Raw genomic sequence first — 13,768 nt, 5'->3', positions numbered from 1 at the left:
AAGTAAAGAAATGCTATTCACCATGTTTAGTATATTAGAGAGATTTAACTAAAAATTTTCTAACATATTAAATATGGTGTTTTTATTTATATATATAGAATGGTTTACAGAAAGAGGACGTAGTAATGCTTGTATATTTATGTGCATAATTGTAGAATGTATGAAAAATGTAATATAATAAATAGTATATTTTATAAGTAGTAATAAAATATATACGGAGGACGAGATGAATACAGTAGAAGCAGTATTATTTGATATGGATGGAGTTATATTTGATACAGAGCGTGTATATTTAGAAATATGGACAAGTGTTTTTGAAAAGTACGGATATGAAATTACCAAGAAAGCTTATATATCTGTAATGGGTACGGGACGTAAAAATGTAATAAAAACATTTTTAGAGTTATATGGAGAAGAATTACCCATAACACCCATGTATAAAGAAAAAGATGAAAAATTATTGCATACTATAGAAATGGGACAAGTTCCCATGAAACCTGGTGTTAAAGAAGTATTAATATTTTTAAAGGAAAGAGGATATAGGGTTGGACTTGCAACTTCAGCTAAAAGAGAGAGGGCTATAAAACAACTTCAAATGTTTAATATTGAAGACTTGTTTGATACAATAGTCTGTGGAGATGAAATAGAAAAGGGTAAACCAGATCCTGAAATATTTTTGAAGGCAGCTGGAAAACTTTCAATAAAAGCTGAAAATTGTATTGTTGTAGAAGATTCACTAGCAGGTATTAAAGCAGCATATAATGCTGGAATGATTAGCTTTCATGTAGAAGATTTGAAGAAAGCTGATGAAGAAATACTAAAGATTTGCAATAAAAGCTTTAAAAATATGATAGAGATAAAAGAATATTTAATTAATATGAAAAGATAAAATTTTGCTAAAGAACATAAGTAATTAAGCATGTAGTATAATAAAAGTAGATAATTAACTAATGTATTTAATTATGAAAAGGAGGACTGAAGATGAATTTTGGAAATCTTCAAAAAGTAATAGATGGAAAGAGAACCTATGGAATAACTCCGCATATTCCAGGAGGGTTTATAACTACAGATACTATGCAAAAAATTGTAGATGTAGCAAAGAGATATAATGGAGTATTAAAGTTAACTTCAGGGCAAAGGGTATTAATTACTAATTTGAAGGAAGAAGATTTACCTAGTATATGGGATGAACTTGGCATGGAGCCAGCTGTTAAATCTCAAAATTCTGTAAAGAATGTTGAAATGTGTCCGGCTGGATATTGTAAAAGATCCAAATATAATACTATTGGAACTGGCATGAAACTTTTAAGAAAATATCAATGGATGGAAATGCCTTGTAGAACCAAAATAGGTGTAGCAGGATGTAGGAATGCGTGTGGCAGCGTATATAGTAAAGATGTTGGAGTAATTGCTGATAAAACTGGTTTTATTGTAACCGTTGGAGGCTCAGCAGGTTATAATCCTAGGATGGCAGATATTGTTATTCAAGATATAACAGAAAATCAAGCATTAAATTTGGTTAATAATATTTTTAAATATTATAAGGAAGCAGCAGAACCAGGAGAAAAACTAGGATTTTTTATTGATAGGGTTGGAATTATTAAGTTTAAGGAAGAAGTACTTAAAGGTGTATTAGAGGATTGAAGTTGATTGAATAGTTTTTATTAAAGAAAAATTTTTATCATCTTTAACGCCTACTAATAATTTAAAAACATACTAAAATTAAAAATTTACGCCAATAAATATTATAATAATTATACCTCTTATATACTAAGTTTATTTCAATCAGATGCTACGTAAAGATAGAGTAGTTTTCTTTGGCCAAAATATGAGTAAATTATTGCAAAGATGGCTTAAATACAAAGATGCTATGGTAGAAAATAACTTGCTATTTCCAGCACAGAGAACAAATGGAATGTTGAATACTGGTAATTTTGAAAAGAACTTTAGAAGATACTTAAAAACAGCTAATATAAACAAAAAAATAACTCTCCACGGTTTGAAAAATAATTTTTCTCGTAGATTTTTACTTTCAGGTGGTAACTTACTGGTATTAAGTAAAATTTTATCAAATATTTCGGTAGAAGAACATGTTGTACATGAAAAAATAACATCTTTTGAAATTAGAAAATATTAAAGTTTATATAAGACACTTGCAGAGAATGTGAGTGTCTTTTAATGTTGCACAACAGCAAGATATAACTTATTAATTTGAAATAAATATGCATAATATTTCCTATAAATATTATACCAGGAATTTTATTGAATTATAAGACTGTAAATAGATGGAAACGATTGATAAAATTAATTATGATCTATAATGAAGGGAAGTATTTAATATGAAAATTGTAGCTATTAATGGAAGTCACAGAGGTAAGAATGGAAATACGAATGTAATGGTGAGTGCATTTCTGAAGGGTGCGGAAATGGCAGGTGCGGAAATTGCTAATATTTTTTTGATGGAAAAAGATATTAAGTACTGTCTAGCTTGCAAAACATGCTGGTTTAATAATCCAGGAAAGTGCATAATTAAAGATGATATGGCAGAGATAATGTCTGTCATAGAAGATGCAGACATTCGTATTCTTGCAACTCCACTATATTGTGATAATATTTCTGGTATGTTAAATGTTTTTATAAATAGGCTAATAATAACAGCTAGCCCGTATTGGGACAAAGATAAAGATGGAGAATGTCGACATGTGACAAGGCACACATCTCCTAAACTGATAATGATAGCTAACTGTGGTTATCCTGAAAGAACTCATTTTCAGATAATTTCGAAATGGATTCAAAGAGTAGCACGTAACATGAATACTGAAGTAATTGGAGAGATATATGCTTCTCAAGGGGCTCTCTTAAGTAGCAATTTAGAAGAAATACGTCCCATAATTTTTAACTATATCAAGGTTTTGGAGGTTGCTGGTGAAGAGATTGCAACTGACATGAAGTTATCGCAGAAAACAAATAGACTATTGGAACAGAAATTTATTTCTGATGAAATTTATATTCAAGAAGTTAAGAGATATGCGGATTATATGTTAAAAAATAGAATTAAATAATTATAAAATACCTTATTATTCAGAAATGAATTTTAAGGTATTTTTGGTTTTGCAATAGGAAGCTATAATGTATAAGTAAATTTTAGAAAAAGTATAGAAAGTGTATAAGAATTTAATACTTACAAGTAATATAATAGTAAGTGGGAGCAAATAAAAATACTAATATTAAAGTTGATATAAGACACTTACAGAAATGTAGGTGTCTTTTGTTATACAAAAAATAAAATGAAAGTGGAAGGTGACATATGAATGAAGTAAATATAATTATAGGAATGGCTTCAACTTTAATTGGAATTTTAGTTGGAGCTATTGGACTTAAAAGAATATAAAAAAATGATATTAAAGAAGAGAGCAATACTCAGACAAAATTTGAAATGCAACTTAATTATATATCCAGGGGTATTGATGATATACGCCTAGAATTAAAAGCACAAGATAATAAAATTAATAATCTTAGTGAAAAGGTTTCAAGGTTAGAAGAAAGTTTAAAATGAGCACATAAAAGAATAGATGATATAGAAAAGGGAGAGATGTAAAAATGTTAACTTTAGATTTAAAATCAAGACTTAGAAACAAAACTTTTATTTTATCAATGTTAGGAGCAATAGTATTACTTATTCAACAATTAGGGTTTAAAAATTTAATTCCTTCTAATTGGGTAGACATAGTAAATACTGTACTTTCTATCTTAGTTATGTTAGGGATAGTTATAGATACTTCCACTCCTGGTGTTTCAGATAAAACTATTCAAGATGTGACAGTACAGGCTATTAATAAATCAACGGAAGTTAAAATAAAAGCTGCTACAACAGCAATAAATAATACAGTGACAGAGAATAGCTATGTTGCACCTACAGATAATTTAAATGCTAGTGCAAAAATAAATGTAGATGTTCCAGTAGAATAAGAAAGGTTGTGTTAATATGGAATGGAAATGGTGTCTAGTAGATGGAAATACAAATAATCTCCTAACAGGTTGGAAAGAAGTAGAAGGCAAGTGGTATTACCTTAATCCTAATGGAACAATGTTAATTGGCTGGTTGAAGTGGAAAAACAAATGTTATTATTTAAATTCCAATGGAGTAATGTCATGTGATTGTGTACAAACTATAGATGATAAAGAATACAAATTTGATTCTAGCGGAGCATTAATTGAAAGTCTTGTTTCGGATGCATGTATTGATTTCATAAAGTCATGGGAAGGCTTCTCAGCAACTCCATATTATGATGAAGTTGGAGTATTAACATTAGGATATGGAATGACAGGAGAAGAAATAGAAGGTATTATAGAGATCACAGAAGAGCAAGCCACATCTATGCTTAAAGATTGGATTAATAATAAGTATGCACCAGTAATTAAATCAGATTTAGATTCTAAGGGCATAACATTAAAGCAAAATGAATTCGATGCATTAGTAAGTTTTGCATATAATTGCGGTACTGGTGGATTATTAAATTCAACATTATATAGGCGTATAAGTGAAAGGATTAGGGATAATAGTTTAGTTACTAATTTTCAAGCTTGGTCAAATGGTGGAGGAAGAAGAATAGAAGGTCTTTACAGAAGAAGGACTAAAGAAGCAGCAATGTTTTTAAATTCTGACTACACTGGAAATGTATAATATGATATAGTTCATTTGGCTAAATTGCACATTAGCCATTAATTTTAGAGGGTATAGGAGTAATTCTGTACCTTTATTTTTTTGTCGAAGAAAAGGTTAACGTTTGACACATGACTGACAAAAACCAATATTAATATATTATTGTAAAGTGAGGTGAAACCAATATGGGGAATATAATGAAAATTAACTTGTATGTAGATAATCAAAGTAAAAAGAAAAATAAATTGAATTTGAAAACGGCAGAAAAAATCATTTTAGAATATAACGATTGGATAAAAAGAACCGATAGAGAGGATAAAGTAGAGAACTATGAAAGATTTTTACAAGATAAATAAACATTTTTAAAGGTAGGTTAGATGTTAAAATTTAATCTACCTTATTTTTAATTTTATGGAAAATTTATTCTAAGCATATGTTTTATAAAAATCATATACTTACATAATATGTTATAATTAATGGACAATAGTAATTAAGTACAAAGAACATATTTTTAGGAGGCATAAAATGGAACGAATTGCATATAAGCGACCAACTACGCATTATGATGAGAGAATTAAGCAAATAGATGAAAAAATTTGTGAATTAATAAATCAACGTAAGAACACTTCAGACAATAATCCAGGTTATCCGCCTTTTGAATACATATCTAACTGGGCAGAAAAATTTAATTTATACGAGGATTTATTAAAATCAGTATTTGGTTCACTATGGAATGAAAAAATGTATACACCTTTGGTTAAACCAGAAGGATTTCGAATGAATTTACCAGTTTTAAAGTCACGTGAGATAGATAATCGTCTTTTTTCTATAATGGCTATTCGCCAGTACTCAAATTCTAGTGTTGTAAATTTCAATATAGATTGGGATAATACAGGTGATAAATTGGAATATCAGTCACGACATGTTAATTTTGAGTTGCTTATAAGCGAACAATATGAATGTTGGATGTCAGATGGATGTGGAGGTGGTGGTCATTTTCATTATAACTTTATTGTATCACCACCACTGCCTGATAATCTTTCAGGAATTGAATTGATTTTTAAAGAATTTGAACCGCCATTTACAGATAAACAAATAGGTGGTGATATTGTAATTCAGTTGTAATAAGGAATTTGAGGTGGTTAGTTCGTATTTGTAAATCATTATGAATTAATAAGGGAGAAATAAATTATGGTAAATATGCTATTTAGCTTATATAATTTTCACGAAAGTTGGGCAAAAGATATAGTATCAAAATACATAAGATCTAATAACAAGGTTTTAATAATACCATTTTCATTTAATGAAAAAATATGTAGTGATATTGACTGGCAGAAGGCATATAGTAAGAACAATGGTAAATACTATGAAAGTGTTGTTATACCATTCTTGAGTTATGGAATTAAAGAAGAAAATATAAATTGGATAAATTATTTTAAAGATACAAAGGAAAATGCAAAAAATAAAATAAAAAACGCCAATATAATATTTTTTACTGGTGGTTTGCCAGATAAAATGATGTTGCGTTTAATGGAATTTAATTTTATTGAGGATATTGAAAATTTTACAGGTGTTATTATTGGAAGTAGTGCAGGAGCAATGATTCAAATATCAGAATATCACATTACGCCAGATGAAGATTATAATACATTTACGTATAATACAGGACTTAATTTGATTAAGGAATTTGATGTTGAAGTTCATTATGAAGGAACTGAAATTCAGAATAAATATATATACAAGGTATTAGGTGAGAAAAGAGATAAAGTATATGCAATTACGAATGTTGGTGGAATAATTGTTGATAATGAAAAAATTACTCTATTAGGAGATACTAAAACATTTACCAAATAGTAATACACATTATTCTTATTTGACGTAGTAATTAATACAAAAGATGTTCTTTGAAAATTGAATAATGTGATATCTACAATTAAATCAAGTTTTACATTATTTTATTTAGCCTTAATTAACGTAAACTAAAATTTTAATGATTATTTTATTGAATAGAATTTAAGAATAACACTATCTAGAAGTCTTGTTGCTATGCAGGTGAAGACTGACTGTGTTAACCATTTAAGTTCTTTGCTATAAACTTCAAACTTTGGAGTGGTGCAAAAATAATAAAGAGATGGATCTATAAATTTACCTTTTTTAACTAAATCTACATATTCATTAGGAACAGTACGAATACCATTGTTCTCAATATAAAAACCATTACCATCATCTAATCTTCTTCCATATATAGCTGATAAGTCACAAATACCATCAGAGCGAATAATTTGACTATCTACGCCTTCAGGAAGTACTACTCCATGATATCTTTACCAATTAATTCACCACTAATAATTGCAATCAATTGTCGTCTTTCAACAATATCGTCTTGTCTGATTAAAACGGGTGTGTCTACTTTAACTATTATAGAAAAAATTTCTTACAAATAACTCATAATTACCTCTAAATTATCTAAATGATATAATTATTGTATCGAATAATTATATCATGAAAATAAGTTGTGGAATTATATTTTTGTGAATTATTACAAAACTAATGAAATGAATAAAAAATCTACAAAGTCACACAAATATTATGTTATTTCTGATATAATGATATTACATTTGTAGCAAACCTTTTCTATAAAACAAACATATTTAATGAAAGTAGAGGATATTATTATGAGTATAAAATTTTTTGAAAAGCATAAGGTATTTAAGCTTGATGGAAAAGATACATCTTATATTATTGCAGTTGTAGATGAAGAACAATTTTTAGGTCATGTTTATTTTGGAAAAAAGATAATGGATGAAAATGTAAATTATTTATTGCGTACAGAGGAACCACCTTTTGTTCCGTCTAAAAATAACCGAGATAGAGTATCTTTTTATGATAGCTTTCCAACTGAGTATTCAACAAATGGAATTGGAGATTTTAGAGAAGCATGTCTTGCAGTAAAAGATATTAAAGGGAATACATCATGCAAACTTCAATATAGTTCTCATAAAATATATAAAGGAAAAGAAGAGCTTAAGGATATGCCAGCCACTTTTGGTAATGAAAAAGAATGCACAAGTTTAGAAATAACTTGCATAGATAAAGATTTAAATCTAGAAGTAGTTTTAATATATACTGTTTTTGAAAATTTAGATGTAGTGACTAGAAGTGTTCGTATAAAAAACTGTAGTGTGAATAGTATTAATATTACAAAAGCTTTATCAATGTGTATAGATTTCGAAGGTATAGATTATGATATGATATCGTTGCATGGCTCATGGGCTAGAGAAAGGCATATTTCAAGAAGAAAAGTTTCTTATGGAAAACAATCTGTAGCATCAGTAAGAGGAGAATCTAGTCACCAAGATAATCCTTTTATTGTTCTTTTAGATAAAGATGCAACTGAAGATTATGGAAATGCATATGGATTTAATTTTGTTTATTCAGGGAATTTTTTAGCACAAGTAGAAGGCTGTCAATTTGACACTACCCGAGTAGTAATGGGAATTAACCCAACTGATTTTTCTTGGCTTTTAGAATCAAATAAGGAATTTGTAGCGCCAGAAGTAGTTATGGTATATTCGAACGAGGGCATAGGAAAGATGACAAGAACTTTTCATGATTTATATCGTAATCATTTAATAAGGGGAAAATATAAAGATCAAAAACGTCCTATTTTAATTAATAATTGGGAAGCAACTTATTTTGATTTTAATACAGAAAAATTGCTATCTATAGCTAAAGAAGCTTTTAAGGTTGGAATTGAAATGCTTGTTATGGATGATGGATGGTTTGGAAAACGTAGTAGTGATAATTCTTCTCTTGGAGATTGGGTAGTTAATGAAGAAAAAATACAAGGCGGTTTGAAATATCTTGTAGATGAAGTTAACAAACTAGGATTAGAATTTGGAATTTGGTTTGAACCTGAAATGATATCACCAGATTCTGATTTATACCGTGAACATCCAGATTGGTGCATACATATTGAAGGTCGTATACCAGCTTTATGCCGTGAACAATATGTGTTGGATTTAACTAGAAAAGAAGTTGTCGATTATATTTATGAAAGCTTAAAGAAAGTTCTTTCAAGTGCAAATATTAAATATGTAAAATGGGATATGAATAGGCAATTAACTGATTTAGGAAGCAATAATATCCCACCAGAACGTCATGGAGAAATATTACATAGATATGTACTTGCAGTATATGAAATGATGAATAGATTAACTACAGATTTTCCAGATTTATTATTAGAAAATTGTTCTGGTGGAGGAGCTAGATTTGATCCGGGAATGTTATATTACAGTCCTCAAATTTGGTGTTCAGATGATACTGATGCAATCGAAAGATTGAAAATTCAGCAAGGAACCTCAATGGTTTATCCATTAGCAGCAATGGGAGCTCATGTAAGTGATTGCCCTAATCATACTGTAGGAAGAACAACTCCTTTTGAAACAAGAGGATATGTAGCGTTGGCTGGTACTTTTGGATATGAATTAGATATTACTAAGATATCAGAAGAAGATAGAAATATGATACCAAAACAAATAGCAATGTATCATAAATATAATGATTTGGTTCGTACAGGAGATTATTATCGTATTGCTAATTTCTCTGATAATAATTGTTTTGATTCTTATGAAGTAGTATCTAAGGATAAATCAGAAGTTTTAGTTACATGCATTCAAGTTTTAGGCAGGCCTAATTATCATAGTAGAAGAATTAAATTAAAAGGATTAATTGAAAATGCAATGTATAGAAATGAAGAAACTGATGAAGTTTATTCAGGGGGGGCATTGATGTATGCAGGAATACATATAAATAATTTATATGGAGATTATTCTGGAAAGATACTTCATTTTATAAGAGAATAATATAATTTAAAAATATAAGACAAATAGAACTCTCAAGTATGTAAAAAAATGGACGAGTTCTATTTGTTTTACAATGATTGATTCATAAATATAACTTTACTAATAGGGAAGTAGTAAGTATAATTAAGATAGTTTTATTCTTAAATAATAAAACTTCTTATACTGTGTTTTAAATTTAATAATATATAAGTATAAGCTCTAATTAAAATTCATAATTTTATTTAGACGATTTTTTGTGCAAATATTCAAGAAGAATTAAGCAAATATTGCTAGCTAATGATTATATTTTATTAATTAAAACATGTATACTAACTACTTACAAAATAAAAACACAAAATATTAAAAGGTTCTAGGAGTTAAGGAGTGAATATGATGACAGAGAAAAAAACAGCTTTAATACAAAGTTCATTAGGGTCTGTATTTTCAGTTTTTAGTGAGGACGAATTAAAAGAAATAACACATAGTAACAAAAGAAATGTAGCTATTTGTGGTAAGGTTAATAGGCCGGGTATTGTGGAAGTACCTGAAGGCGCTACACTTTCAGAGATAATAGAACTTTGCGGAGGCTTAATAAATAATAGTAACTTTAAAGCTGCGCAAATTGGACTTCCGTTTGGAGGTTTTTTAACTGAAGATAGTTTGGATAAAGAATTTGATTTTGGGCTATTCTATGAAAATATTAGTAGAACTATTATTATATTATCACAAGAAGATTGTATAATTCAGTTTGAAAAATTCTATATAGAATATTTACTTGCGAAAATCAAGGATGGTTCTTACAAGAATTATGAAATTGTTAAAGCGGATATAACTGAAATGTTTAACATATTAGATAGAATTAGTAAAGGTGTATCTAATATGCGTGAAATCTACTTATTAAGAAATCTTGCAGTTACAGTAAAAGGCAAAATGCATCAAAAGCATAATATAATGGAAGAAATAATAGAAAAATTCTATGAAGAAATAGAAGAGCATATAGAAGAAAAGAAATGTTATACATCTCAATGTAATCACCTTATAAAATTAACAATCACAAAAAAATGTATTGGATGTGGAGCTTGTAAAAGAGCATGTCCTGTCGATTGTATTGATGGTGAATTAAAGAAAAAGCATAATATAGATTATAATAAATGTACTCATTGCGGTGCTTGTGTATCAGCATGTCCTGTTGATGCTATAACAGCTGGTGACAATACTCTTTTATTTCTTAGAGATTTAGCGACTCCTAATAAGGTGGTAATTACTCAAATGGCACCAGCTATAAGAGTTGCGATAGGAGAAGCTTTTGGATTTGAACCAGGAGAAAATGTAGAAAAGAAATTAGCAGCAGGTCTTAGAAAGCTGGGCGTAGATTATGTATTTGATACAAGCTGGGGAGCTGACTTAACTATAATGGAAGAAGCAGCAGAACTTCAAGATAGACTTGAAAGACATATAGCTGGAGACAAGGAAGTTAAACTTCCAATTCTTACTTCTTGCTGTCCATCATGGATTAAATTTATAGAGCAAAACTATGCTGATATGTTAGACGTTCCTTCTTCTGCAAAATCACCAATGGAGATGTTTGCTATAGTAGCTAAGGAAATATGGGCAAAAGAAAAAGGTCTTTCAAGAGACGAAGTGACTTCTGTTGCAATAATGCCATGTATTGCAAAAAAATATGAAGCATCAAGACCAGAATTTTCAGTAGAAATGAATTATGATGTTGACTATGTAATTACAACGAGAGAACTTATAAAAATATTTGAAAATTCAGGTATAGATTTAAAAGAACTTAAAGATGAAGAAATAGATACAGTTATGGGAGAATATACTGGAGCTGGAATAATTTTTGGTAGAACAGGTGGAGTTATAGAAGCCGCTACAAGAACGGCTCTTGAAAAAATGACGGGAAAGAGATTTGATAATATAGAATTTGAAGGCCTTAGAGGCTGGGATGGTTTTAGAGTTTGTGAACTTGAAGCTGGAGATATAAAACTTAGAATTGGCGTTGCTCATGGTCTTAGAGAAGCGGCTAAAATGTTAGATAAAATAAGATCAGGTGAAGAATTCTTCCATGCAATAGAAATTATGGCTTGTGTTGGAGGCTGTGTTGGTGGCGGAGGCCAACCTAAAATTAAAAAGAATAAGCAACAAGTTTTAGAACAAAGAGCAGAAGGATTAAATAACATAGATAGATCAAAGACACTTAGAAGATCAAATGAAAATCCAGAGGTTCTTGCAATTTATGAAAAGTATTTAGGTAAGCCATTAAGCCATAAGGCTCATGAATTACTTCATACGACATATTTCCCAAGAGTTAAGAAAACTAATGACTAAGAAAATATTATAAATATTTAAAGCACACAAAAATTTTGTGTGCTTTTTCTTGAATATTTTACAAGTAAAATCAAAATAATAACCAATATATAGTATGATATAAAGATATGTAATATTAAATTTAGGTTAATTTTTATTAAAAACAGTTTAAAATTTATTAAAAATAGAATATACTTGTACAGGGCTATAATGTTTAATAATATGTCGAATGTTTATATTTTATAGGGAGATGTGATAAGATGTTTAACTTAAAACCAAAAGAAGATAAATTTTACAAGTTATTTTTAGACGCAGCACAAAATGTAAATGAAGGAGCAGTAATTTTAAGAGAAAGTTTAGATTCTTTATCAGATAAAGAACTTAGTGTTAATAAAATTGAAAATTTAGAACACGAAGGGGATAAATTGGTAAATATTGTAGTTAAAGAATTAAATGAGGCATTTATAACTCCTATAGATAGGGAAGATATTTATGCATTAATTAAGAAATTGGATGATATATTAGATTTAATTAATTCAACAATGCATAGATTTTTAATGTATGATATTAACCAAAGCACTAATGAAGCTAAACTTTTAGCAGATATGATAGTAAATTGTACTAAACATATTTTAGAATTAATGAAGGGCTTAAATTCAGTAGGAAATAAAGCAGAGCGTATAAAAGAAAAGATTACTAGTATACATAAAATTGAAAGTGAAGCAGATGGTCTATTTAGAAGAACAGTGGCGGAATTATTCAAAAATGAAACAAATCCAATAGAAATTATAAAGTGGAAAGAGATATATCAAATTTTAGAAAATACTATAGATAATTGTGAAAAAATTGCAAATACTGTAGAGGGAGTTGTAATCAAGAATGCTTAGTAGTATGACTATGACGATAACAGTATTAATAGTAATTTTTGTGTTATTGTTTGACTTTATAAATGGATTTCATGACACAGCTACGGCAGTAGCGACAACTATTACTACTAGAGCACTTAAACCAACAACTGCTATAATAATATGTGCTATATTTAATTTTATTGGTGCGTTTGCTGGAACTGGAGTAGCAAAAACTGTAGGGGAAAGCATTGTTAGTCATAATAAGATACAACAATGGGTTATATTAGGTGTTTTAATTTCAGCAATAATCTGGAATATAATAACTTGGTATTTTGGTATTCCAAGTAGTTCTTCTCATGCATTAATAGGTGCATTAATTGGAGCAGGAATGGCTTATAATAACAGTATTAATGTAGTTAACTGGAATAATCTTTTTCATGAAGTAATAATATGGATATTTATTGCACCAGTTATAGGATTTACAGTAGGATATTTATTAATGAAATTATTAAATTACATTTTAAAGCCATTTAAGCTTAAGATAGTAAATAAAATATTTTTAAAATTACAAATTATTGCAGGTGCACTTATGTCCTTCAATCATGGTAGTAACGATGCTCAAAAATCTATGGGACTTATAACAATGGCTTTATTAAGTGGTGGACTAATTACTACATTTGAAGTTCCCACATGGGTTATTGGATCTTGTGCTTTAGCTATGGCACTTGGAACTGCATGCGGAGGAAAAAAAATTATCAAAACTATGGGAAGCGGGATGGCAAAATTAACGCCAGTAAATGGATTTGCGGCTCAAACAGGCGGGGCAGCGGTAATATTCCTTGCAACATTATTTCATGCTCCAGTTAGTACTACGCATATAATTTCAACAACTGTAATGGGTGTTGGTGCGTCTAAAAGATTTAAATCAGTAAAATGGGGAGTAGCTAAAAATATAGTTTGGGCTTGGGTTATAACTATACCAATAACAGCAGCTCTTTCAGCATTAATTATATATATAATGAAATTATTTATATAATTTGAAAAATAATTATATTTTTGTAGATGATTTTGAAAATAACTATTTAATTTTAATA

General features: G+C 29.0%; 13 protein-coding genes and 1 pseudogene. 13 read left to right on the top strand and 1 reads right to left on the bottom strand.

The window, feature by feature from the left end; all coding sequences use genetic code 11:
• The first annotated feature begins 226 nt into the window (after positions 1 to 226).
• The 9 genes from CLPUN_RS15685 (at position 227) to CLPUN_RS15645 (ending at position 6,517) form a co-directional block, all read left to right on the top strand.
• Positions 227 to 889, top strand: a complete 663-nt coding sequence (locus tag CLPUN_RS15685) for an HAD family hydrolase (protein ID WP_077848193.1) — start codon at positions 227 to 229, stop codon at positions 887 to 889.
• A gap of 92 nt (positions 890 to 981) precedes the next feature.
• Positions 982 to 1,644 (top strand): nitrite/sulfite reductase domain-containing protein, encoded by a 663-nt coding sequence (locus CLPUN_RS15680; RefSeq protein WP_077848192.1) that lies wholly within the window; start codon positions 982 to 984, stop codon positions 1,642 to 1,644.
• A gap of 145 nt (positions 1,645 to 1,789) precedes the next feature.
• Positions 1,790 to 2,137 (top strand): tyrosine-type recombinase/integrase, encoded by a 348-nt coding sequence (locus CLPUN_RS15675; RefSeq protein ID WP_077848191.1) that lies wholly within the window; start codon positions 1,790 to 1,792, stop codon positions 2,135 to 2,137.
• A gap of 202 nt (positions 2,138 to 2,339) precedes the next feature.
• Positions 2,340 to 3,062, top strand: a complete 723-nt coding sequence (locus tag CLPUN_RS15670; protein ID WP_077848190.1) for a flavodoxin family protein — start codon at positions 2,340 to 2,342, stop codon at positions 3,060 to 3,062.
• A gap of 538 nt (positions 3,063 to 3,600) precedes the next feature.
• Positions 3,601 to 3,969, top strand: coding sequence for a phage holin (locus tag CLPUN_RS15660; protein WP_077848189.1), 369 nt, complete (start codon positions 3,601 to 3,603; stop codon positions 3,967 to 3,969).
• Positions 3,970 to 3,985: 16 nt separating this feature from the next.
• Positions 3,986 to 4,684, top strand: a complete 699-nt coding sequence (locus tag CLPUN_RS15655) for a lysozyme (RefSeq protein ID WP_077848188.1) — start codon at positions 3,986 to 3,988, stop codon at positions 4,682 to 4,684.
• 164 nt (positions 4,685 to 4,848) lie between these two features.
• Entirely contained in the window at positions 4,849 to 5,019 is a 171-nt protein-coding gene (locus CLPUN_RS28140) for a hypothetical protein (protein WP_198944350.1), read from the top strand.
• A gap of 169 nt (positions 5,020 to 5,188) precedes the next feature.
• Positions 5,189 to 5,788, top strand: coding sequence for a hypothetical protein (locus CLPUN_RS15650; RefSeq protein WP_077848187.1), 600 nt, complete (start codon positions 5,189 to 5,191; stop codon positions 5,786 to 5,788).
• 66 nt (positions 5,789 to 5,854) lie between these two features.
• Positions 5,855 to 6,517, top strand: coding sequence for a Type 1 glutamine amidotransferase-like domain-containing protein (locus tag CLPUN_RS15645; protein ID WP_077848186.1), 663 nt, complete (start codon positions 5,855 to 5,857; stop codon positions 6,515 to 6,517).
• A 140-nt stretch (positions 6,518 to 6,657) separates the two neighbouring features.
• Here CLPUN_RS15645 and CLPUN_RS15640 read toward each other — a convergent pair.
• Positions 6,658 to 7,094: pseudogene (locus CLPUN_RS15640) on the bottom strand (DUF3237 domain-containing protein).
• Positions 7,095 to 7,338: 244 nt separating this feature from the next.
• Between CLPUN_RS15640 and CLPUN_RS15635 the strand changes: the two are divergent.
• The 4 genes from CLPUN_RS15635 to CLPUN_RS15620 all read left to right on the top strand — a co-directional run bounded on the left by CLPUN_RS15635 (position 7,339) and on the right by CLPUN_RS15620 (position 13,710).
• Entirely contained in the window at positions 7,339 to 9,528 is a 2,190-nt protein-coding gene (locus CLPUN_RS15635) for an alpha-galactosidase (protein WP_077848185.1), read from the top strand.
• A gap of 372 nt (positions 9,529 to 9,900) precedes the next feature.
• Positions 9,901 to 11,847, top strand: coding sequence for a [FeFe] hydrogenase, group A (locus CLPUN_RS15630; protein WP_077848184.1), 1,947 nt, complete (start codon positions 9,901 to 9,903; stop codon positions 11,845 to 11,847).
• A gap of 239 nt (positions 11,848 to 12,086) precedes the next feature.
• Entirely contained in the window at positions 12,087 to 12,713 is a 627-nt protein-coding gene (locus tag CLPUN_RS15625) for a DUF47 domain-containing protein (protein WP_077848183.1), read from the top strand.
• Positions 12,706 to 13,710 (top strand): inorganic phosphate transporter, encoded by a 1,005-nt coding sequence (locus CLPUN_RS15620; RefSeq protein WP_077848182.1) that lies wholly within the window; start codon positions 12,706 to 12,708, stop codon positions 13,708 to 13,710. Before CLPUN_RS15625 ends, CLPUN_RS15620 begins: the two co-directional genes overlap by 8 nt.
• The last annotated feature ends 58 nt before the right edge of the window (positions 13,711 to 13,768 follow it).

Origin of the sequence: Clostridium puniceum, from assembly GCF_002006345.1 — a bacterium.
Lineage (GTDB): Bacteria > Bacillota > Clostridia > Clostridiales > Clostridiaceae > Clostridium > Clostridium puniceum.
Note: the sequence above shows the minus strand (reverse complement) of the source record. Positions and strands in the feature narration are given on the sequence as shown.